The organism is Bariatricus sp. SGI.154, from assembly GCF_050313795.1.
GTDB lineage: Bacteria > Bacillota > Clostridia > Lachnospirales > Lachnospiraceae > CAMBRQ01.
Genome location: NZ_JBNPMC010000005.1, coordinates 32,847 through 51,603, shown reverse-complemented (window position 1 = coordinate 51,603; position 18,757 = coordinate 32,847). Strand labels below are relative to the sequence as shown.

Sequence of the window (18,757 nt, the reverse complement as noted above, 5' to 3'; positions counted from 1 at the left end):
TTTACTTATCAAACTATTTACTTATCGAATTCTTTCGCCACTTCAACCAGAAGTTCTCGGATTGGCAGATGCTGTGGACAAATATGTTCACACTTCCCACATTTGATACAGTCAGATGCCCGGCTGCCTTCCTTTGTATGCACATTATTATAATAATAATCCGTGTTCCAATTCTGGAATTGCTTCTTTGCATTCAGACAGGCGAACAGGTCAGGAATCGCAATCTGCTTCGGACATCCATCCGTACAGTACCGACAGGCAGTGCATGGAATCAAGCCCTGCCCACGGAATATCTCCCGCACTTTTTTGATAGCCTCATGCTCTGTATCAGAAAGAGGGGTAAAATCTTTCATGAAACCAATATTATCGCGCATCATCTCCATATTCCCCATACCGGACAGCACCATCATAATACCGTCGAATCCTGCTGCAAAGCGGATGGCATAACTTGCATTGCTGCCTCCATGCAGTTCATCCAGAATCTCCTGCGCCTTCTGGGGAAGATTCACCAGACTTCCTCCTTTTACCGGTTCCATAACGATAACTGGCTTACCAAATTTCTTACACACCTCGTAACACTTCCGGCTTTCTACAGAGGCATCCTCATAATCCACATAATTAAACTGGATCTGCACAACCTCAATCTGCGGATACTCTGTCAGAATCTGCTCCAATACAGATGCCTTATCGTGAAATGAGATACCAAAGTGTTTGAATTTCCCCTCTGCTTTTAATTCCAGAGCCGTTTCATAAGCCTGGCATCTCTTGAACTTCGCATAGATCTCCGTACTCTGGGCGTGCATTAGATAAAAATCAAAATACTCAACACCACAGGCTTCAAGCTGGCTTTCAAACAACGGTCTGATCTGCTCCTGTTTATTGAAAAAGTGGGTAGATAATTTATTCGTCAGGATGTATACATCCCTCGGATAACGGCTTACCAGGCAGTCCCGCAGGGCAGTTTCACTTTTGCCGCCCAGATATCCGTGTGCCGTATCAAAATAATTAAAATCATTTTCCAAAAAGTAATCTACCATCCGGCACATCTCGTCATTGTCTATCTCCCCATCCTGCATAGGAAGCCTCATACAACCGAATCCAAAATTCTTCTTTACATTCTCAAAATAACTTCTCATCTCATACCTCCTGTTATCGTTCTTCCACTCTCATAGGCTTTTTCAAAAGACGGATGCCGATAGACATCTCCCTTATCCCATGTTCCCGTTCCATATATGATTCCTTTTTCCTTGGCTCCCGGCAGGCAGCGCAGATATCCCCGAAGACCTGCAATCGTCTCATCTGCAGCAGAATGCTCCGGATCGGCTGCTGTAATAATATAGTAGAAGTCCTTATTCTCAATCTCCCGATACCGAGGCAGGCAGCGATCGATCATAATCTTCATCTGTGCATCCATAGAATAGAAGTACACCGGAGTTGCCAGCACAATCACATCTGCACATATAAGCTTCTGCAGTATCTGCTCCATATCATCCTTCTTTACACATTTGCCCGATTTTGTACATCCATAACAGGAAACACAGGGGCTGATGTTCTTTCCTGCCAGATTGATCTTCTCCACCTCATTCCCGCTATCTGCCGCTCCTTTTAAGAACTGGTCACACAGGACGTCTGAATTACCACCCTTACGAGGGCTTGCACTGATTGCTAATACCTTCATAATACCTCTCCTATCTTTGATTATTGTTTTTACATTCCGTTCTTTACACTTCATATTTTAAGCATTTGTACCTTATGGAACAATTCGTATTTAAGATGGTTTTTATAAGAAAAACTTATATGAAAAAAGACCATATCTGCCAGTGATTTTATTGGCAGATACAGCCTTTTCATACTTCTTACATTGTGTAACTTTTCTTTATAATCTATCTTCGCTTTATAATCTATATCTCGTATTGCCTTTCATTTGCTGCCTGGAATTCCGACTTCAGCATATCTGCAAATTCTTCAACATAATACCCCGAATTATCGGTCTTCCAGAATGCGCAGTAATTCCGCTTGATAGGCTTACCCCTACGCATAAGACGGATTCTACGAAGGGTCGCTGTAAATCCCGGCTCATTTTCATCTCCTTCGATCGGCATAAATCCTTTTCCGCCAATCACCAGAAGCCTTGCTTCCTCCAGATTCTCTGCAAATAAGAAATCTCCCTTTATCCCAACAATCTCCTGATAATAGTTTCTTTCATTCTTACGCTGTTCGGGCGAAGCCACCAATATGCAAGGGATATTCTTCAGATCCTCCGTCTCAACACCCTCCAGATACGCAAGAGGGCTTCTTGCAGCAATCTCAATGTAACATTCCCTGGTTGTCAGAATGCAATTAACATATTCATCCGAAAAAGCACGCCGCTGATCGTTAAGAACCAGATCAACTCTTCCACTTCTTAAAGCATCATATAATTCCTCGTGATTCCCATGAATGATATCTACGGACACATCCGGATATTTCTCTGAAAATCCCGCAACAGCCATCCGAAGTTCCTGACCTGCATAGCCTCTGAGATAACCGATACGAAGTTCAGCATTATCTTTGTTCGCGATCCGTACAGTCTCCTGGCACATTCTTTCAAAATCTGCCGTTAATATCAGACTCTTCTTATAGAAGTGCTCTCCAGCAGGCGTAAGGGAGAAACGGCGGTTTTCACGATGCAGCAGCTGAACGCCCAGTTCCTTTTCCAATGCCTGAATCTGTTGACTGATGGCAGACTGAGAGATAAAACATTCCTCCGCTGCCTCCGAGAAACTTTTACACCGGACAACTGCCTGAAAATACTTGATTTGCCGCATCATCGCCATTTCACCACCTTGCTTTTTATACTTCCTTATTGCAGATTCTCTGCTGCCTGATTCACACACCTCAACGCATTCAGACTTCTCGGATATCCGATGAATGGAATACACTGTGAGATAACCTTAATCAGGAATTCCTTATCATTTCCAATCTGCATATTCGCTGCTGCATGGCTGGTCAGTTGTGGCTCACAGCCGCCCTGTGCCGACAGGAAGCAGAATGTGATCATCTCCCGCTGCTTATAATCCAGCCCTTTTCTTGTATAATAATCTCCGAAACAATTATCTGTCAACCAGTAGTTGATATGACGGCTTTCCTCCGGACCTGATTTCCAGAAATCGCGCATAGACTCTCCCATGATGTCTACCTGTGCCTGTGTACCCGCTTCACGCCGGTTCTCTATCGTAGTCGTTGACTGTGGCTCAAGCGGCAGTTCGATTCCTTTGGCTTCGAATACTTCATTCGTAATCTTAAGGAATGGAAATACTCTTCCAATCCCCAGATATGCAGCCGCCTGATAGACGATTTCTTTGATTTCTACCGGCATAACTCCAAAATTCATTGCCGCCGGAATCATCGCCCGGAATTCATCGATTCCCTGGCATCCAATCAAGGATGCCAGGATTGCCATAAAACGAGTGCGGTCATCCAAGTTGTCTTGATTCACCACCTCATCAAACGCAAAATTGTCAAATAATTCAATAAACTCCGGGTCCGTTCTTAAGAATCCTGATACATATCCAGGGAACATTTTTTCATGATAATTTTTAGCAAACTCCGATATAGCCATATCCTTTTCCTCCTTACACCTGATATACTTTTGTTCCATATGCAGGCAGAACTACTTTTCCTTCTACTGCTTCTTTTGTATCCATATCTGTGACTGCTTTCTCCAAAGAGATTGTCTGCTCCTTGTCTGAGAAATTCAGGACAAACAGATAATCTGTGTCATCTTTTCTTCTAACGGCAATCTCACATTCCCCCGGCACCTTAACAATCTGTGCAAATGGTTCCATAATTCCCAGATACTCAAAGAATGCTTTCATATTCTCTCTTGAGAACACGCCTCCGAAATGAAGTACCGTACCTTCTCCTGCTTTTGTCTCAACAAGCGCTGCTTCTCCTGCATAGAAATTATTCTCATACGTAGCCAGAACCTTTGCATCCGGACCGGTTACCTCTAGAATATCATTGAATACTCCCGTATCAATCTTCACACCATTCCAGTCTGCACTTACAGCATCATCTGCCGGACCTACCAGTGTGAATTCTTTCACCGCACTCTGGGTAAGTGAAGCCATAAGCCCAGGCATTCTCTTCATAACACAATGGCCATTCACATCTTTCTGCCCGGTACGTGCACCCAGAACTAATTTACCGCCCTGGCGAACATATTCCTCTAAGATTGCCGCTGCCTTCTCTGTCACGATCTCCGGATGTGGATAGATCAATACCGGGTACTTCTTCAGATCTTCCACATCTGTACAATCTCTCATATAGACTACATCCATAGGAACATGGTTCACCTGAGATGCAACGAAGATCTCCATCTCACTGGTATCTGCCACACGTCCATGCCAGATATCCTGCTGTGCATCAAATATATTGTCATAATCTCTGATTAATCCGAATGGTGCTACATAATCGGCTCCTGCTACATCATCAATCGCCTGAACTCTCTTAGATAATGCCTGAATCTCTTTTAATTTGCGATTATCACAGTTATCATAATCTAAGATACCATGCCAATACATCTCTGTTCCGAACAAGGCCGTCCGCCAGCGGAAGAAACTGATATAATCAGCCCCATGCATAATACTCATCATTGCCCATAAGGATATCTGTCCCGGCTTTGGTGCCGGTGTATCTACCTGGGTATTCCATCCATTCGCTCCGGACTGCATCTCCATAATACCGAAATGTGGACAGATTGATCTGACTTCTGTCAGGTTCTTACTCCATCTGCGGTCATTGAGCGTCGTATTGTGCTTCGGATCTTCTCTCATAGAATATGCAAAATTCGGGTAGCAGTCATACGTGTAGACATCCAGACATTCATCTTCCATCTTATGGTTATCCAGATTACGGAACATACCATTCGTTGTAATAAAATCTCCTGGTTTTACATATTTTCTTAAAATCTCACTCTGCAGGCGGCAGAATCCAATCGCGCTTTCTGATACGAATCTTGTATAGTCTAACATCTGATGAGGATTCGTCCAGTCATTGATCGTAGTACGAGGTACATATACCTGATTCCAGTCTGTATAAGTCTGATCCCAGAACACAGTTCCCCATGCATGGTTTAACTGATCCAGATTCTTATATTTTTCCTGAAGGAACTTGCGGAATGCTATGGTATCACTTTCGGAATAGAACTCATTGATCTCACAGTTTATCTCATTATCTATCTGCCATCCAACGATACAAGGATGCTTTGCATAGTGTGCAGCGATATGCTCCAGTGCATCCGTTACCAATTCATGTAACTTTGGCGAATTATAGTTAAAATGACGTCTCATGCCATGGCGGAACAGGACACCATCTTTCCGGCAGTTCAGAACTTCCGGATATTTCTCCGTAAGCCATACCGGAGGAATCGCCGTAGGCGTTCCAAAGATCACTTTCATATCCTCTTCTTCTGCCACTTTCAGGAAATCATCAAACAATTCGTAAGAATACACCCCTTCTTCCGGCTCGAAGATTCCCCATGCGAACTCTGCGATACGCACCGTGTGAATGCCATTCTCTTTCATTCTCTTAAGATCCTCTCTCCACAAACTCCGATCCCAGTGCTCCGGATAGTAGCATACACCGATATTTAAATGTTTCCATTGAAATTTTTGTTTTTCTCTCATAAAATTAATCCTCCTAAAATTATTCATTCTCAGTCTTTACTTTCACGCGCGTATTTTATATATTTAATTATAGTTATTTCTTCAAACAAGGCTATGTCTCCCATCGAACAAACCGATGAATTTTGTAACCAAATCGGAACTTCTGATAAAAGACATAATTATAAAGGTGTAGAATATGGATACGATACAAAATGATACAAAAAAAACAAGATCCCTTACGGACCTTGCAAATCAACTGAGCGGATTGGCAATCAAGAATGCCGAAAGTCTTACCCTCCAGCATTTTTCTCTGACAGTGCCTTTTCTGATCATGCTGGAAAGTTGTAATGAATCGAGATCTTTTTGCCAGTTTTATGAGATCTCTTTGAATCACCATGACTCCGTTATCTTAAATGAAGAAGAACGAATCCTGAGCCTGAATCGCGCCCAGCACAAACATTCCTTTGTTGAGATTATGTTTGTATTGTCAGGAGAAGTGACCATGCAGATTGAGCACCAGATTGTTGTCTATACAGAAGGACAATGCTGCATCATGAACCGCAACATCCACCATCATGAACTTCCAAAAGGTAATTTTTCAGTCGTATTTTTTATGTTTCAGAATGAATTTCTGGAAAGTATCCTGAATAATTACCAGGCAGAACTGAATATGTTCTCTACTCATCATGCACCTTATAAAACCAACGAAATCTTCCGGTTAATCCATGACAATCAGGCAGATACCCGTTTATTCGATAAGGTCTACCTTAATTACAGCCCTATGGTCTCCAGCCAGGAAGTTCTTGATAAGATGCCCCCTCTTTTTAACGAGATTTTCTTCGAGATCATGGAGAAAAAAGCAGGCTGCTCGTTATATATTAAAGGAGCCTTTCTGCGCTTTTTCCAGCTGCTTACCTCTCCTGAATTATATTATGAAGAGAAGTCTCTGGCTAAGGCTGAACACCACGACCAGGTATTCGCAGAGATTGCTCATATCATGGAGGAACGCCACGGACGCTGTACACGGGAAGAATTATCTCAGAGACTTCATTACACCGGAGAGTATATTAACCGCATTGTAAAAATGTATACAGGCAAGACCTTATCAGAATATGGACAGACCATATTACTGGAGGAATCTAAGAGACTTCTGATACATACAGACATGAATATCTCTGATATGATATATTCACTTGGATTATCTAATCGGAGTTATTTTTACCGCCTCTTTGAAAGATCTTATGGCGTTACTCCTTTGGAATATCGCAGGAAGAACTCGAAGATTGAATAATTCATTCAATCTTCCATTCCCATAAGCCAATTACAAAAACTTTTGTTATGAAAACCTTTTTGTGACATTTTATCCATTATTTTTCCGAAATTGACTGGGTGTCATCTCAAACCTCTTCTTAAACAACCGGTTAAAATTCGACAGATTATCGAACCCCGTCTGTTCTGCAATCTCCAGTACCGTATCATCCCCGTTCCGCAATGCCTGCGCTGCCTTCCCCAAACGATACTCGATCAGATATCCCAGAAATGCGGTTCCTGTAACCTTCCGAAACCAGCGCATAAAATGGCTTGCACTATACCCACACTCGGCCGCCATATCATCAACTGTTAACTTTTTATTATAATCCTTTTCAATCCTGGATATGACCACCTTCAGTTTCTGCACATTTCTATCATCTATATTATATTCTTCCCTGTCAGGCGCCTCTTGAAACAAGGCAGATACCAATAGCAGCATCTGACCCTTTACTGCCAATTCATATCCCCTGGAGCGCACCGCACACAGATGATCCGAAGCGTCCAGACATGCGGCAATCTTACTATATAGTACATCCTCCTTCCCAATATGAGCCGGTATCTGTACCTTGCCCCGTATCATCGGCTGCAGATATCTCTGACTGCAAAGATCCACACTGTCACTCCCAAGAAAACTCATATCAAAGATAATATTCTCATACTCCATGCTCTCTCTTACTACACTTCTAAGCCCATGCAGATGCCCCGGCAATATCAGGAAGATATCCCCCTCTTCTGCCTCATAAGTCATGAAATCTACCTGCACCCTTCCTCTCCCACGCTTGACGTAGATAACCTCCATACTGTCCTGCCAATGCAGCGGCACAAAAGTAAAATCCTTCGGAATCGTACATGGATATATATTAAATGCAAACATTATATCAGTATGTCTCTTTGTCTCATGATATGCAGAATCCCGGATTCCCCGCAATTTTTCAATATTTTCATTATCCTTCATGACATTTCACCATCCATTCCTGAATATATAATGATAGGATTGTACAATAACATAATGGTATTATACAAGCATTATTTTTATCAATATGTTAAAAATTAAGTATAAAGATTCATAACCAGTTTACATTTTATTATGTTTCAAGCGAAAGGAGATTTTATACGATGAAAACCAAAAATGTCAAAACTCTGGAAACTGAATTAACGAACATCTGCAAAAAAGAGATTGAACAGTGCTCTTACGAAGAATTATACACCGCACTGCTTACCATTGTTGATGACGAAAGCAAAAAACAGGCTGCTCCTGTCAAAGGACGCAAACTTTATTATATTTCTGCCGAATTCCTAATTGGCAAATTATTAAGCAACAACCTGATCAATCTCGGACTCTATGACCTTGTAAAGGAGACTCTTGAGTCCCATGGAAAATCTATGGCTGAATTGGAAGAGACGGAACCAGAACCAAGCCTTGGCAACGGAGGTCTGGGAAGACTGGCTGCCTGCTTCCTGGATTCCCTTGCAACCTTGAATCTCCCCGGAGACGGTATCGGTCTAAGATATCACTGCGGACTGTTCCATCAGAACTTTACCAACCATCTACAGAGCGAGACACCAGATTTCTGGCTTGGCGGTCATGACTGGGCGAAGAAGACGGATAAGACTTATACCGTATCCCTTGCCGGAAATGACTATACTGCAAGACTTTATCAGATCGCAGTCACTGGCTACAAAGGACGCACAAATTATCTGAATCTTTTTGATCTGGATACCATTGATCCATCTGTCATCGGAGAAGGCATTTCCTTTGACAAAACGGACATTGAGAAGAACCTGACTCTGTTCCTCTATCCGGATGACAGCGATGACAACGGACGCCTCTTACGAATCTATCAGCAGTATCTGATGGTCAGCGCAGGCGCACAGATGATTCTTGAAGAATGTATAGAACGTGGAAGCGACCTTCACGATCTGTATGATTATGCCGCTATCCAGATCAACGATACCCATCCATCAATGGTGATCCCGGAACTCATCCGTCTTCTGTGCAAAGAAGGCATTGATTTTGATGAGGCTGCTAAGATTGTCACGAAAGTCTGTGCATACACGAATCATACCATCTTAGCAGAAGCATTGGAGAAATGGCCAAAACATTATCTCGATCAGGTAGTGCCTCAATTAATGCCTGTCATCGAGAAACTGGATGCCCTCGTCCGTTCCAACACAGATGATTCATCTACTGCTATTATTGATGATAACCAAGTGGTCCATATGGCACATATGGACATCCACTTTACACACAGTACGAACGGTGTTGCAGCCCTTCACACCGAGATTCTGAAGGATAGTGAATTGCACAACTTCTATCAGTTGTACCCAGAGAAATTCAACAACAAAACCAACGGTATCACATTCCGTAGATGGCTTTTGAAATGCAATCCGAACCTGACACGATTCATCGAAGATCTCATCGGTCCTGGTTTCAAGAAGGACGCTTCAGAACTTGAAAAACTGTCCGCTTATATCAATGACAAAAAAGTGTTAAAAAAACTTTCTGATATTAAGCATGAGAACAAAATCGCGCTGGCTGACTGGCTAAAACATACGCAGAACATTACCGTCAATCCAGACAGCATGTTCACCATACAGTCTAAACGTCTGCATGAGTACAAACGCCAGCAGTTGAATCTCTTATACCTGATTCATCAGTATTTTGAAATCAAATCAGGACATACACCAACGGCACCGATCACTGCCATCTTCGGAGCTAAAGCAGCGCCAGCCTATACCATAGCCAAGGATATCATCCATGCACTCCTTACTCTGTCAGAAGTCATTGCTGATGACCCGGAAGTATCTAAGTGGATGCAGATTGTATTTATTGAGAATTATAACGTTACCGCAGCAGAGAAGATGATTCCTGCCTGTGATCTCTCAGAACAGATCAGCCTCGCTTCAAAAGAAGCCTCCGGTACAGGCAATATGAAATTCATGCTGAACGGTGCTCTTACGCTAGGTACTATGGATGGTGCGAACGTAGAGATTGCCGAAGCAGTAGGTAACGATAATATCTATATCTTCGGTCAGAGCAGTGCACAGGTAATCCGCAGATACGAAAGAGGGGATTACTACGCTCACGAATGGTACGAGATTGATGCGAATATCCGCAGGGCGATTGATTTCCTTACAAGTGAGTCTATGCTTGCTCATGGTCAGGAGGAACATCTTAGCCGTCTGAAGAATGAACTGATCCACAAAGACTGGTTCCAGACATTGCCTGACTTTAACGCTTATATTGTCCGCAAGAACCAGGCTGTCGCTGACTATGCGATGAATCCTGCAGATTGGACACGGCGGGCATTGATTAACATCAGCAAGGCTGGATTCTTCTCATCTGACCGTACGATTGCAGAGTATAATGATGATATCTGGCATCTTGGAAAATAAATAGTGCATTCTATCAATGACAAAGTCATAATCTTTTATGATTTTGTCATTGATCCCAATATCTGTCCATATATGCTTTTACATTCTCCTCAGACATTGCAAGCCTATCCCTGATTCGTGCTTGCGTATCCTCATAGGATACACCAAACTCCTTACAAGTTACAATTAATTCTTCCACCCGGCCCTCTAACTTCCCTTCCTTTAAGCCTTCCAACTTTCCTTCTTCTAATCCCTCTGCCTTTCCTTGTGCGATCAAATCCGTAAGCGCCTTACACATATCCACCTTCTCCCCTTCCTGATAATATTCTTTCACATGTACGAGTTCCTGTGCTGCCGTATATTGCACAACCACATTAAATGCGTCTTCCTCCATACTCTGATATGCCGGATCCTTTTCTACCAATTCTTTTAATTGCTCCATATCTTCCGAGCAACGGATAAAATCAAATACCTGCTTCAATTGATTGTTCAAGCATGGATTTTCCGGAATAAATATTGATATTCTGACAGCCGGTATGGCTTTGAGATGCAGAAATATAAATCAAATTCTGCATATAGAAAATATGCTTTGAAGGAAGTATAGCATAGGGTATCTGGCAAATCAATAAGGCACAGCCTTGATCTTCTCGACAAATTTCGCACGGATTTTGCACGTAAATTTCAGATAACAAATTCGTCATACATTTCGATTCTAACAAGACTATGCCCTAAATTCGCTTTTTTCAATTTCTTAACTCTTCTAAATAATATTGCGAAGAAAACCTCGACCAAGTATTTATAACAACTCCCTTTTCTCCACAATCTCTTCTTCCCTTACCGGACCTTCCCCAATCCATAAAAACGCTTCATTAATATCCAACGTCTTTCTTCCATCCTCCATTACAAACAGCGGAATCCCAATTCCTCCGCATTCTTTTACTGGTTCAAAAACCGGATCATGATCTCTCATATTAAGAAATTCTCTTAATTTTCCAGTATCTTCCGTAATCTCAATATATTCCGCCTCAAAACCACGACTTTCCTGAATTGCTTTGTAATTTCTGCAATCAATGCATATCTGTGTTCCATATACTTTCATAACTCTCTTCCTTTCCGCACGCTAATCCCTAATCCTTGATAGATTACCAGTTTCTCAGCAACATTATTATATCACCTTATTTACATATGGTAAATAACTCGGTTTTTATCTATGTCTTCTATGTCTTCTCTGATAATCTGCATTTATTTCATCAGCCCAGTCCTCACATTCATCAAATGCCATAGCTGCTGTAGGAGCAGCACATGCTCTCACTCTTGAAACTGCTTTGGATAACACCTCATAGTTAAGCTGCGTTCCTTCGCTGTCACACTCATAATTAACTGCCCGGTTCGCCTGAACACCGAATCTTCCCGCCACAGAGATCGCATCCATATTGGCACCAAGGAATAAAAATTCCCATCCATACTTATTCCTCTGACGCTCTACCAAGTTTTTCACTTTCTCATAAGTATATCTACGACTCGCATTTTCCATACCATCTGTCGTAATAATGAAAATGGTTTTCTCCGGGCGATCCTCTTCCCTGGCGTATTTATGTACATTTCCAATATGATGAATCGCTCCGCCCAGTGCATCTAAAAGAGCCGTACAACCACGAACATAATACTGTTTATCATTCATTGGCTCGATACGATTCAATGAAACTCTGTCATATAGAACTTCTGTCTGATCATCGAATAAAACTGCTGAGATTAACGCTTCTCCATCTTCCTTTTTCTGTTTGCCTACCAGAGAGTTAAAACCTCCGATCGTATCTGCTTCTAATCCGCTCATGCTTCCACTTCTGTCTAAAATAAATACTAATTCTGTTAATCCTTTTCTCATGTTGTATGCCCTCCGTTTTCTTTTTTATTTCTGATTCAATCATACAACATCGTCAAAAAAATAAGGTCGCCCGGCAGACGACCTTAATCACTTATGAAATTAAGCATGGAAGCCCATGTTCTTCCAACTGAATGTCCAGTTCAATCATGTCATAGATCTGATTTTCAATAAAATATGAGAAAATAATATCCGTTTTGTCACATGGTGATAATGCATAACCTGCTCTCGCAAGCAGATCCCTTGTCTGATCCATGTTTAACTTCGCTCCTACGCAGAGGCACATAGCCGTAATCTTCTTTGGATGCGCATCCGGGTTATTCTTGATTTTGGAAAATACTTTCTTATCGACGATGGCTCTTTTGTATACATCCGGATAAGTCATACCCCGGGAGTCGATCAGATAGATCAGATACTCTGAGAATGTATCGGAAATATGTTTCATTCTCTCTTCCAGGGCACTTTCGTGTTTCCCATAGAAATCAAAATCCGCCTGATCTTTTGCCTGATCCATCTGAATTCCCGGCGCAGGTATCATTTCTGATTGGATATCTCTTTCCGTAGTTTCAATGAGTCTGCGGCGATTTGCACGCTTGGTACCTTTTCTCCTTAAACTTTTCCGATCAGAAATAGGCTCAGGAACTTTGGATGGATAAGACATTTGAAAATATTCTTCCCTTCGCTTCTCCTCCACATAATTCCGGTCAATATAAGATTCCAAATCAGGATAAAGATTGTTACCGAGACGAGTTGCTGTGCTGTCAAATACAACCAGATATACCAGCATCTCGTGTTTCATAATAAAAACATTGATTTCATCCACTGCAATTCGGAATCCTTCCTCTTTGGGGTATCCGAATCCACCGGTGGAAATCAACGGAAATGCTATGGTTTTTACATGATGCTCCAACGCAATCTGCAGACTCTTTTTATAACAGGAACGCAGTTTTGTCTCTTCATCACTGCTGCCATCAACAAATAACGGACTTACCGCATGAATAATATAATCACAGTTCAATCGAAATCCCGGAGTAATGAATGCATCCCCTTCCGGAACGTATCCTATCTTTTCACTTCTGTATTTTAATAATTCGTCATACCCTGCAGCATGATAAATAGCATGGTCACAGCCTGTTCCTACTGTAGGATGGGCATTTGCAGTATTTACTATGGCGTCAGCGTACATTTTTGTGATATCATTACGCACAATTTTTAATGGCATTTATTTCTCACCGTCTCCGTTTCTATTCTTTTTCCATCATTATAGGCAACATAGTAATCAATCTTATCCCATGATACTTCAATATTACTTAAAATTCAACTTCAATATCACTTCTCAGATACTTGAATCTCTTTCCTTGACAGACTATACTAATAACGAGGTGAAAAAGATGAATCGACATAAAAATGGTTTTGTAAATGGACTACACGATGGCTTGCCAATTGCACTTGGCTACTTTGCGGTAGCTTTTTCTTTGGGAATTGTAGCAAGAAAGGCTGGACTGACTCCCGTTCAAGGCTTCATATCCAGCGTGGTAAACCACGCTTCCGCAGGGGAATATGCCGAATTTACTGTTATAATGGCAAATGCTTCTTATCTTGAAATGGCTTTTGTCATTTTAATTACTAATATAAGATATCTATTGATGAGTTGTTCATTGAGCCAGCGATTTGCTCCAAACGCTTCCCTTTTCCACCGCTTCTGGGTCGGATTCGGAATCACGGACGAAATCTTCGGAATCAGCATCGCAAGAGCCGGTTCTCTGGATCCCTATTATACTTATGGCGCTATGAGCATCTCCATCCCAGGATGGGCGCTTGGCACAGCCCTTGGAATTACAGCGGGGAATATCCTGCCTGTCTCTGCGGTCAGCGCTCTGAGCGTTGCATTATACGGCATGTTCGTAGCAATTATCATCCCTGCCGCAAAAAACAATAAGGTAATCGGCGGCGTAGTCTCTGCAAGTTTCGTGATCAGTTTTATTGTGTCTGAAATTCCACTTTTTGATCACGTATCAGACAGCATGAAGATCAGTCTTCTGACGGTACTCATAGCAGGGATTGCGGCCGCGCTTTTTCCAATCCAAGACAAAGACGACGATACCAACACACTCTCTGACGAGGAGGTTCCTGAATATGACGCATAATATCTATTTCTATATACTGACAGCTGGAATTGTATCCACACTGATCCGTGTGCTTCCTTTGACTTTGATCCGCCGGAAGATCAAGAATCCTTTCATACGGTCATTTCTCTACTATGTGCCGTATGTAACGCTTGCTGTCATGACCTTCCCGGCCATTATCACTGCCCCTCAGATACCGCTTGCAGGAATTGCGGCACTAATCGTAGGGGTCATCGCGGCATGGAAAGGAGTCAATATGATCGGTATCGCTGCTCTGTGCTGCGGAGTTGTGTTCGTTTGTGAAAATGTATTCTTATATTTTATCTGATATACCATATATTCTATTTTACCTTTTTATTTTTGATAGTACGCTTACTAACTTTCGACGAACCCTGATGTTAGCACGAAGCACGTTCCCTGCGAGAATCAAACTCACAACTAGCGCTTAGGAGAGTTCTGTTGTTACTAACAGATATCATATATTAAAGACTTTCCATCCACTACCAAAAAAGAGAAAATCACTTACTTTCCTAAACTGTATTACCGTATGGGACATGGACCTTTATATATCCGTATAGAAATCACGTTGGGGAAATATCAAGAGCAACTTTTACACTTGGAAAAGAGGCTGGAAACAGGCTTGTACTGTGAGTTGATGTCAAAAGAGTTAAAGGACGGCTACCCCCATATGCTGATTGCCGGCGGCACTGGAGGAGGAAAAACGTATTTTATCCTTACTATCATTGAAGTTCTTCTATGCTGCAATGCAATCATTATGCTGTTTTATTTCAATTTACCATATACATCATCATTCACAGGTTCTAACCATTCATTCGTTCCTTCTACTCCAGGTACTTCAATTGCAAGGTGGCTAAACCAACTTTCTGGTGCTGCACCGTGCCAATGCTTAACATTAATAGGGATATTAATGCAATCTCCCGACTTCATTTCAATTGCATCCTTGCCCTCTTCCTGATAATAACCTCTTCCTGCAACGCATACAAGAATCTGACCGCCTCCTTGCTTTGCGTGATGGATATGCCAGTTATTTCTACATCCTGGTTCAAAAGTTACATTAAAAATTTCCACCTGTCAACATAGTTTTGAATTTCTGTATCTGTAATGCGATTCATTAACTTTTCTGCTACAAAACTTGCACTTTCTGCTACACACGGTTTTAAATCACTGACTGTTTTTCCAAGTCCACTTCCTCCGGATGTAGCAAATATTGCAATCTTTTTGCCAGAAAAATCATAAGATTACAAAAAAGTTTTAATGATTGTCGGAGCAGTATACCACCAGATTGCAGGTAGCGTAGAAATGCCGAAATAACCTGTAGTTTGTTGTTATAACTTTGGGCTTTAATATTTTGCATAGCCAATCGATTAAAATATTGTTTTATGGTAGCCGAATCAATATCCATCATGTTTTTCTGAGATTCTTCTAAAAATTTCAGGAAATCCCTAATATAAGTATGATGAATACGAATGGTTCCCAAATTCAAAGAAGTAGCCGTCAAAAGATATTTTAAGTATTTCTGCAAGCCTTGCCGATTTTCAGCACACTCAATAGCCAAAAAGGAAAAACTATCAATCGTATTACTGCGGCTATATCTCTCAGGCAAAATATTCAACCGCTCAACAAACCAAACATTGGCTTCCCAATCAATTTCCGTAGACTCCAGAAATAATACTTTCCGGCAAAACAGGCACTTTAACGGAAGCAAGTACCTGTTTCGTCTATCTTCTCTGTTTTTTATTGTTCTTACGATTTCATTCAGAAGTATTTCTATCTGTATCTTTATCTTTTCATCAAGATCTTTATCAAAATCCCAGTACAATATTCTCTGGTCAGACTCTTTTTGAAATGATTGAGCCACATTACCTTTAAAATATTCCGGCAGATAGACTTTCTGTTTAAGCGGAATCTTTCTCTTCATATGTCTTGTCAAAGTAACCTTTATTTTTCAATCCATTGTCCTAATTTCCGACCACCGATACGTTCAATAATGCCCTCTTCCTGCATTGCTTTCATAAGGCGTTTTACTTTTCGTTCAGAACAATCAATCTCCAGCGCAATTTGTTGTTGCGTTGCATGAGGATTTTTCTTTATCGTCAATAATATCTTTTCTTCCAAAGTGCCATCTAAAGTGCCACTTAAAGTGCCATTTTGTTCTTTTGACACTTTAGAGCTCAATAAAGGTGTAAATTTTACCATAATATCTTCTAAATGAATTTTATATTCCGGCAAAGGAACTCCATGCTTTTTGCAAGCTTCACATATCTTTTCTATCCCACGTCCCCATGTTTCCACATATCCTGCCCGGAAAAATCCATTGGCAATATTGGGATTATAGGGTTGCGAACGATGGCGCTCCATCAATGTTTCTACTGTCCAGCCTACCGGAAATACGCAGTCATTACTGATATACACTGCATCTTCATGAATCCGTATCTGTATCGGAACTAATGCTGCATAATTAGAATGAATAATCGCATTATATACCGCCTCCCTGACAGCCGCTTTCGGAAGCGGATATGTTTCAATTCTGGTAACATTGTCATAAGATATCATCGCTTTCATGTACTTCAAGTAAATCAATTCTATAACCCTGTCTGCCTGTATAAATAATGAACCATGAATTTCGTCCTGATAACGCAGGTCGGAGCCTTCTCCAAAATATCCGATTTTGATATATGCACCTGTGACCCATTTTTCCGGGTTGCGATGAAACAGAAGAATTGCCGCACGTTTCAGCCTGCCTTGCTCAAAAAGACCAAGACTGTCCAAAAGCTGTTCATTACTCATATTCAGATCTTCTTCTGTCATACGACCGCTTCGCAGAGCCTCACGCCGGAAAATGTCGAAACTCTCTTTGTCCAGATCGTCAACCGTAACACCATCCACCGGAACTGCATCCCATTTATATCCTGTTTTAGACAATAGAAACTCTGTCAAAGCTGCTCCTCTTAAAAGCTGCTTTGTACTGCCACTCCGATAATGATATTCTCCTTTGTAATTGACCGGATAACTGCTCGGATTGACACAGATTTCAATATAATCCTTGTCCTCTTGTGTAAGCAAATTAACATCCACAATGATACCAAGAATATCCCGAACTTTATTTGGAATATTTTCCAACAACTTTTTACTGTCTTGTACACCAATGACGGTGCCGTTGTCATCAGTTCCAATATATATCTTGCCACCCTGAGCATTTGCGAAACCGCAGATCCATTTCAAATACTCATCACGCCAGCTTGTTCTATTTACAAACTCACTACATTTGATTTGAACAAAATCAATAATTTCCTTTGGTTCATCATACAGAACTGCATTTCTAAATGAAATTCCATATTTCATATCATATCTTAAGTCGTCTAATCTACCTAAATTATCTTTTAACGCCGCTGCAAATAAAAGATATTCCCAAAAATCTGGCTTTTCAACAGCTATTTCAAATACACGACCTGAATATTGTAATACTTTAGGTGATATCCCTTCCCTATGAAAGTGCTGTCTTAAGCACAGACAATCATTAACCAAATAAGCCCATTGCTTTTTTAGACAATTAATGATGTCTTTACCGCTATTGAATTCATGAATCCAATTACTATCCTTGTTTCTTAAAGTATCAACAAAATCAAATATTCTAGGCGAATCAACTATCTCAGAAAAATCAGCTGTACTATTCTTTTTCCAAATTGGCAAAACATTTAATATGTTCTGATAGTATAGCTTCATAACCCAGATCATCTTCAATAAAGTCCCTTATATTTTGCCTGATTTGCTTTAAATCATAGCAAGTTGAACTTACAAAAATTGCTGGTCATTGTGCTAATCCTGTATTATATTATATTTCATTTCTATTACCTCTATCCATTTACTACAGCTTTAATAACTATCAATGTGTTTCTCAATATTATACTATAATCAATGTTCATTTACCAGAAGTTTTGTCTTAGCAACAACCAAACCTCTATGTAATACGTTCTCCTCAACAAAAAACTGGCATAGGGAGTCCCATTTCTCCTTGCCAGTCATTATATATTTCCCACTTACTGCATACACATTTTTTCCTATGCTTTGTATATTGTGTGGCTATATTCAGTTGTATTGTTACTTGGTAGACGCTATACACAGTTAAAACCTTGCTCCATTTTAGGAAATCCTATGATCACTGTGTCATATTGTGATATATCGTCCACCTTGACTGCTATTTCAGGTCTTGACATTGGATTATTCATCTCAACTGAACTTCTGGATGTCTTATCCATCCAATTGAGATCGGCCTCTGTATAACGTACCATTGGTCTTATTTCAAATAAATCAGCATTTGCTATTTCTGCTATTCTTTCCGCTGCCTTTTTTGTCACTCCACTTGCACTAAAAAATGCCACTAATTTCTTCTTCAT

General features: G+C 40.9%; 18 protein-coding genes and 3 pseudogenes. 5 read left to right on the top strand and 16 right to left on the bottom strand.

Features of this window, described 5'->3' with window-relative positions; translation table 11 throughout:
• Window positions 1-17: 17 nt before the first annotated feature.
• The 5 genes from ACQRBN_RS04265 to ACQRBN_RS04245 form a co-directional block, all read right to left on the bottom strand.
• Complete coding sequence (locus ACQRBN_RS04265; RefSeq protein ID WP_427737724.1) at window positions 18-1,136, bottom strand: aldo/keto reductase; 1,119 nt, start codon at window positions 1,134-1,136, stop codon at window positions 18-20.
• On the bottom strand, window positions 1,133-1,678 hold the full coding sequence (locus ACQRBN_RS04260) for a flavodoxin family protein (protein ID WP_427737722.1): 546 nt from the start codon (window positions 1,676-1,678) through the stop codon (window positions 1,133-1,135). The genes ACQRBN_RS04265 and ACQRBN_RS04260 overlap by 4 nt, the downstream gene beginning before the upstream one ends.
• Before the next feature lie 223 nt (window positions 1,679-1,901).
• Window positions 1,902-2,810: a LysR family transcriptional regulator gene (locus ACQRBN_RS04255; RefSeq protein ID WP_427737721.1), complete on the bottom strand. Its 909-nt coding sequence runs from the start codon at window positions 2,808-2,810 to the stop codon at window positions 1,902-1,904.
• 32 nt (window positions 2,811-2,842) lie between these two features.
• The gene (locus ACQRBN_RS04250) at window positions 2,843-3,601 is read right to left on the bottom strand and encodes a carboxymuconolactone decarboxylase family protein (protein ID WP_427737720.1); all 759 of its coding nucleotides are present in this window, start codon (window positions 3,599-3,601) and stop codon (window positions 2,843-2,845) included.
• Between the two features lie 13 nt (window positions 3,602-3,614).
• Window positions 3,615-5,669 (bottom strand): beta-galactosidase, encoded by a 2,055-nt coding sequence (locus tag ACQRBN_RS04245; protein ID WP_427737719.1) that lies wholly within the window; start codon window positions 5,667-5,669, stop codon window positions 3,615-3,617.
• A 175-nt stretch (window positions 5,670-5,844) separates the two neighbouring features.
• Between ACQRBN_RS04245 and ACQRBN_RS04240 the strand changes: the two genes are divergently transcribed.
• Window positions 5,845-6,939, top strand: a complete 1,095-nt coding sequence (locus tag ACQRBN_RS04240; RefSeq protein WP_427737718.1) for an AraC family transcriptional regulator — start codon at window positions 5,845-5,847, stop codon at window positions 6,937-6,939.
• Between the two features lie 69 nt (window positions 6,940-7,008).
• On the opposite strand, the gene ACQRBN_RS04235 is transcribed toward ACQRBN_RS04240, so the two are convergent.
• Window positions 7,009-7,914: an AraC family transcriptional regulator gene (locus ACQRBN_RS04235; protein ID WP_427737717.1), complete on the bottom strand. Its 906-nt coding sequence runs from the start codon at window positions 7,912-7,914 to the stop codon at window positions 7,009-7,011.
• Between the two features lie 161 nt (window positions 7,915-8,075).
• On the opposite strand from ACQRBN_RS04235, the gene ACQRBN_RS04230 reads away from it, so the two are divergent.
• Window positions 8,076-10,355, top strand: a complete 2,280-nt coding sequence (locus ACQRBN_RS04230; RefSeq protein ID WP_427737716.1) for a glycogen/starch/alpha-glucan phosphorylase — start codon at window positions 8,076-8,078, stop codon at window positions 10,353-10,355.
• A gap of 46 nt (window positions 10,356-10,401) precedes the next feature.
• On the opposite strand, the gene ACQRBN_RS04225 is transcribed toward ACQRBN_RS04230, so the two are convergent.
• The 4 genes from ACQRBN_RS04225 to ACQRBN_RS04210 all read right to left on the bottom strand — a co-directional run bounded on the left by ACQRBN_RS04225 (window position 10,402) and on the right by ACQRBN_RS04210 (window position 13,438).
• Window positions 10,402-10,827: a hypothetical protein gene (locus tag ACQRBN_RS04225; RefSeq protein WP_427737715.1), complete on the bottom strand. Its 426-nt coding sequence runs from the start codon at window positions 10,825-10,827 to the stop codon at window positions 10,402-10,404.
• 303 nt (window positions 10,828-11,130) lie between these two features.
• Window positions 11,131-11,433 carry a hypothetical protein gene (locus ACQRBN_RS04220; RefSeq protein WP_427737714.1) on the bottom strand — a complete coding sequence of 101 codons (303 nt, stop codon included), beginning with the start codon at window positions 11,431-11,433 and terminating at the stop codon, window positions 11,131-11,133.
• A gap of 105 nt (window positions 11,434-11,538) precedes the next feature.
• Window positions 11,539-12,219, bottom strand: a complete 681-nt coding sequence (locus tag ACQRBN_RS04215) for a vWA domain-containing protein (protein ID WP_427737713.1) — start codon at window positions 12,217-12,219, stop codon at window positions 11,539-11,541.
• Between the two features lie 91 nt (window positions 12,220-12,310).
• Window positions 12,311-13,438 carry a macro domain-containing protein gene (locus ACQRBN_RS04210; RefSeq protein ID WP_427737712.1) on the bottom strand — a complete coding sequence of 376 codons (1,128 nt, stop codon included), beginning with the start codon at window positions 13,436-13,438 and terminating at the stop codon, window positions 12,311-12,313.
• 169 nt (window positions 13,439-13,607) lie between these two features.
• On the opposite strand from ACQRBN_RS04210, the gene ACQRBN_RS04205 reads away from it, so the two are divergent.
• The 3 genes and pseudogenes from ACQRBN_RS04205 to ACQRBN_RS04195 form a co-directional block, all read left to right on the top strand.
• The gene (locus ACQRBN_RS04205; RefSeq protein WP_427737711.1) at window positions 13,608-14,363 is read left to right on the top strand and encodes an AzlC family ABC transporter permease; all 756 of its coding nucleotides are present in this window, start codon (window positions 13,608-13,610) and stop codon (window positions 14,361-14,363) included.
• Window positions 14,353-14,670, top strand: coding sequence for an AzlD domain-containing protein (locus ACQRBN_RS04200; RefSeq protein ID WP_427737709.1), 318 nt, complete (start codon window positions 14,353-14,355; stop codon window positions 14,668-14,670). Before ACQRBN_RS04205 ends, ACQRBN_RS04200 begins: the two co-directional genes overlap by 11 nt.
• 150 nt (window positions 14,671-14,820) lie before the next feature.
• Window positions 14,821-15,123: pseudogene (locus ACQRBN_RS04195) on the top strand (ATP-binding protein); the annotation flags it as partial.
• 2 nt (window positions 15,124-15,125) lie between these two features.
• Here the strand turns inward: ACQRBN_RS04195 and ACQRBN_RS04190 are convergent.
• The 6 genes and pseudogenes from ACQRBN_RS04190 to ACQRBN_RS04165 form a co-directional block, all read right to left on the bottom strand.
• A pseudogene (locus ACQRBN_RS04190) lies at window positions 15,126-15,434 on the bottom strand (cupin domain-containing protein); the annotation flags it as partial.
• On the bottom strand, window positions 15,413-15,571 hold the full coding sequence (locus tag ACQRBN_RS04185) for a flavodoxin (protein ID WP_427737799.1): 159 nt from the start codon (window positions 15,569-15,571) through the stop codon (window positions 15,413-15,415). The gene ACQRBN_RS04185 and the pseudogene ACQRBN_RS04190, both read right to left, overlap by 22 nt.
• Window positions 15,520-16,281, bottom strand: a complete 762-nt coding sequence (locus ACQRBN_RS04180) for a site-specific integrase (protein ID WP_427737708.1) — start codon at window positions 16,279-16,281, stop codon at window positions 15,520-15,522. The genes ACQRBN_RS04185 and ACQRBN_RS04180 overlap by 52 nt, the downstream gene beginning before the upstream one ends.
• Before the next feature lie 20 nt (window positions 16,282-16,301).
• A complete protein-coding gene (locus tag ACQRBN_RS04175) occupies window positions 16,302-18,086 on the bottom strand; it encodes an ATP-binding protein (RefSeq protein WP_427737706.1) in 1,785 nt (594 codons plus the stop codon).
• Window positions 18,031-18,165: a DUF4062 domain-containing protein gene (locus tag ACQRBN_RS04170; protein WP_427737798.1), complete on the bottom strand. Its 135-nt coding sequence runs from the start codon at window positions 18,163-18,165 to the stop codon at window positions 18,031-18,033. Before ACQRBN_RS04170 ends, ACQRBN_RS04175 begins: the two co-directional genes overlap by 56 nt.
• Before the next feature lie 340 nt (window positions 18,166-18,505).
• A pseudogene (locus ACQRBN_RS04165) lies at window positions 18,506-18,757 on the bottom strand (flavodoxin); the annotation flags it as partial.

What these genes read in the sequence shown, in the direction of transcription:
- ACQRBN_RS04265 (WP_427737724.1), bottom strand. Translation starts at nt 1,136, where the DNA reads ATGAGAAGTTATTTTGAGAATGTAAAGAAGAATTTTGGATTCGGTTGT.
- ACQRBN_RS04260 (WP_427737722.1), bottom strand. Translation starts at nt 1,678, where the DNA reads ATGAAGGTATTAGCAATCAGTGCAAGCCCTCGTAAGGGTGGTAATTCA.
- ACQRBN_RS04255 (WP_427737721.1), bottom strand. Translation starts at nt 2,810, where the DNA reads ATGATGCGGCAAATCAAGTATTTTCAGGCAGTTGTCCGGTGTAAAAGT.
- ACQRBN_RS04250 (WP_427737720.1), bottom strand. Translation starts at nt 3,601, where the DNA reads ATGGCTATATCGGAGTTTGCTAAAAATTATCATGAAAAAATGTTCCCT.
- ACQRBN_RS04245 (WP_427737719.1), bottom strand. Translation starts at nt 5,669, where the DNA reads ATGAGAGAAAAACAAAAATTTCAATGGAAACATTTAAATATCGGTGTA.
- ACQRBN_RS04240 (WP_427737718.1), top strand. Translation starts at nt 5,845, where the DNA reads ATGGATACGATACAAAATGATACAAAAAAAACAAGATCCCTTACGGAC.
- ACQRBN_RS04235 (WP_427737717.1), bottom strand. Translation starts at nt 7,914, where the DNA reads ATGAAGGATAATGAAAATATTGAAAAATTGCGGGGAATCCGGGATTCT.
- ACQRBN_RS04230 (WP_427737716.1), top strand. Translation starts at nt 8,076, where the DNA reads ATGAAAACCAAAAATGTCAAAACTCTGGAAACTGAATTAACGAACATC.
- ACQRBN_RS04220 (WP_427737714.1), bottom strand. Translation starts at nt 11,433, where the DNA reads ATGAAAGTATATGGAACACAGATATGCATTGATTGCAGAAATTACAAA.
- ACQRBN_RS04215 (WP_427737713.1), bottom strand. Translation starts at nt 12,219, where the DNA reads ATGAGAAAAGGATTAACAGAATTAGTATTTATTTTAGACAGAAGTGGA.
- ACQRBN_RS04210 (WP_427737712.1), bottom strand. Translation starts at nt 13,438, where the DNA reads ATGCCATTAAAAATTGTGCGTAATGATATCACAAAAATGTACGCTGAC.
- ACQRBN_RS04205 (WP_427737711.1), top strand. Translation starts at nt 13,608, where the DNA reads ATGAATCGACATAAAAATGGTTTTGTAAATGGACTACACGATGGCTTG.
- ACQRBN_RS04200 (WP_427737709.1), top strand. Translation starts at nt 14,353, where the DNA reads ATGACGCATAATATCTATTTCTATATACTGACAGCTGGAATTGTATCC.
- ACQRBN_RS04180 (WP_427737708.1), bottom strand. Translation starts at nt 16,281, where the DNA reads ATGAAGAGAAAGATTCCGCTTAAACAGAAAGTCTATCTGCCGGAATAT.
- ACQRBN_RS04175 (WP_427737706.1), bottom strand. Translation starts at nt 18,086, where the DNA reads ATGAAGCTATACTATCAGAACATATTAAATGTTTTGCCAATTTGGAAA.